A 2,635-nucleotide genomic window follows, 5' to 3' on the forward strand; every position below is an offset into this window, starting at 1 on the left:
GCGCCCGGACGGCGCGCTCGCCGCCGGTGGTCGCGTCGCACACGATCCCGACGCGGTGGCCGGCCGCGGCCTGGAGCCGTGCGAGGTCGACCACGTGGCGGAACAGGCCGCCGACGGGCGCGCGGAACACGTGCAGGATGCGGCGGGGCTCGGCATCCGAAGGGCTGACGGACGGGGTCACGGCGGACGTCTCCAGGCCGGCGCGTTCGGCCGGCCTCGCCTGCGTGCCATGCCGGCCCTGTCCAGCCGGTTAAGCGCGGGTGCCGGCCCGAATCGGCCGGGCCGCGGCGCCGCCTTTTCCCGATGCGAGGGTCAACGGTCGCCTAACGCGCCGGCTTTTATCCCCTTCGCACGAGCGGGCGCCTCAGAAGAACCGCTCCTTGATGACGATCGTGTCGCCGGGGCGCACGGGATAGGTCATCGGCACGATGCCCGAGACCAGTCCCTCGCGGCCGGCCTCGTTGGTCGGCTCGAGGCCGGGGCCGGAGGCGGCGCCGCCCTTGCCCTCGCGGGTGAGCACGGCGTAGTCGCGCGCCGCCCGCGGGCCGAACCCGGCGGCGATCGCCACCGCGGTCTCGACGGTCATGCCGTTGACGAAGGGATACTGCCCCGAGGTGGTGACCTCGCCCAGGATGTAGAACGGGCGGTAGGCGTCGACCTCGACGGTGACGTGCGGCTCGCGCACGAAGCCGGCGGCGAGCTTGGCCTCGATGGTGCGCGCGGCCTGCCCCGTGGTCTGCCCGCCGATCTGGACGACGCCGATCAGCGGCATCGCGATGCGGCCGCCGCCGTCGACCGCGTAGATGTTGGACAGGTTGTCCTGCCCGAACACGATGACGCGGAGCTTGTCGCCGGCCGCGAGCGGGTAGCGCGCGCCGATCGAGCCGGTGCCGGTGGCGTCGAGCTGGGCGGTCCGGTAGTCCGGCCGCAGGCAGCCGCCGAGCCCGAGGCTGGCGGCGAGGACGAGGAGGAGTACGCGTCGGTTCATCACCACAGCCGTCGTGATTGCCTGATCGGTCGTGCCGTAATCCATTAAGGTTAAGAAATGCTGTCGCCCCGCGTCGGAGCAGTCCGCATCGGGCCGGCCTTAACTCTCAGGCAACCTTAACAGGTTCTATTGATCTCACGCGTTGATGCGCGGGCACAGTCGCGGCCCGGCATCGCCAAGAGATCGTGCCATGTCCCGAATCGCCCCGCGCGCGGCCGCCTTCAGCGAGAGGCCGGCCTTCGCCGAAAGGCCGGCCCCGGCCGACGGCATCAGCCTGGCCCAGGTTCCCGCGCTGCTGCGCCGGTCCTGGCACTGGATCGCGGTGCCGACGCTGGTCGTCGCGGGGCTGTCGACGGTGTTCGTCCAGGTGGTGTCGCCGCGCTACACCGGCGAGGCCAAGCTGCTGCTGGAGAGCCGCGAGGCCGCCTTCGCCCGCACCGCCTCCGAGCGCGCCGAGCAGGTCCCGCCGATCGACGAGCAGGCGGTGGCGAGCCAGGTCCAGGTGATGATGTCGCGCGACCTCGCCCGCGAGGCGATCCGCCGGCTGAACCTCGTCGGCAACCCGGAATTCGATCCGAGCGCCGGCACCATCGGCCCGGTCCAGCGCACCCTGATGATGCTCGGGCTCGCCAAGAACCCCCTCGACCGTCCGGCCGAGGACCGGGTGCTGGAGGCCTATTTCGAGCGGCTGCTGGTCTTCCCGGCGGGCAAGTCGCGCATCCTCTCGGTCGAGTTCCGCGCGAAGGACGCGGAGCTGGCGGCCAAGGGCGCCAACACCGTCTCCGAGCTCTACATCGCGGCCCTGGAGGCGGCCAAGGTCGACACCGCGCGCTACGCCTCGACCTGGCTCGGCGGCAACATCGACAGCCTGCGCAAGCGCGTCGCCGAGGCTGAGGCGCGGGTCGAGGCCTACCGCGCCGGCAACGGCCTCGTCGGCTCCACCGGCGCCACCGGCCAGCCGCTCAACGCCCAGCAGCTCGGCGAGCTCTCGACCCAGCTGTCGCAGGCCCGCATCCTGAAGGCGGACCTCGCCGGCCGGGCGAAGGCCGTCAAGGAGATGATCAAGGACGGGCGCGCCTTCGAGATCCCGGACGTCGCCAACAACGAGGTGATCCGGCGCACCGTCGAGAACCGCATCACGATCCGCGGCCAGCTCGCCCTGGAATCGCGCACGCTGCTGCCGGCGCATCCGCGCATCAAGGAGCTGACCGCGCAGCTCCAGGATCTCGACGCCCAGATCAAGGCCTCGGCCGAGCGCGTCGGGCGCACCCTGGAGAACGACGCCAAGATCGCGGCCTCCCGCGTCGAGAGCCTGCAGGCGGCGGTCGACGGCCAGCGCGACGTGGTGGTCAAGGGCAACACCAGCGAGATCCAGCTGCGCGCCCTCGAGCGCGAGGCCAAGGTCCAGCGCGAGCAGCTCGAATCCTACCTGTCGCGCTACCGCGAGGCCGCCGCCCGCGACGGCGAGAGCGCGACGCCGGCCGACGCGCGCATCATCTCGCGGGCGGTGACGCCGGAGATCCCGTCCTTCCCCAAGAAGCTGCCGATCGTCGCCTTCGCCACCCTGCTGACGCTGATGCTCGCCGCCGGCGCGGTCATCGCCCGCCACCTCCTGTCCGATCCGACCGGCGGCGGGCGGCGCGAGCG

2 protein-coding genes and 1 pseudogene are annotated in these 2,635 nt (G+C 72.2%); 1 reads left to right on the forward strand and 2 read right to left on the reverse strand.

Annotation, left to right across the window (positions count from 1 at the left end; translation table 11 throughout):
* Together FV223_RS24865 and FV223_RS24870 are read right to left on the reverse strand one after the other, a co-directional pair.
* Nucleotides 1-181, reverse strand: a pseudogene (locus tag FV223_RS24865) (glycosyltransferase family 1 protein); the annotation flags it as partial.
* Nucleotides 182-364: 183 nt separating this feature from the next.
* Nucleotides 365-988 (reverse strand): polysaccharide biosynthesis/export family protein, encoded by a 624-nt coding sequence (locus tag FV223_RS24870; RefSeq protein WP_147729466.1) that lies wholly within the window; start codon nucleotides 986-988, stop codon nucleotides 365-367.
* 190 nt (nucleotides 989-1,178) lie between these two features.
* Between FV223_RS24870 and FV223_RS24875 the strand changes: the two genes are divergently transcribed.
* Nucleotides 1,179-2,635: GumC family protein (locus FV223_RS24875; protein ID WP_187276240.1), on the forward strand; the 1,457-nt coding region annotated here is incomplete at its 3' end.

It is taken from the genome of Methylobacterium sp. WL116 (assembly GCF_008039455.1).
In the GTDB taxonomy this organism is placed as follows: domain Bacteria; phylum Pseudomonadota; class Alphaproteobacteria; order Rhizobiales; family Beijerinckiaceae; genus Methylobacterium.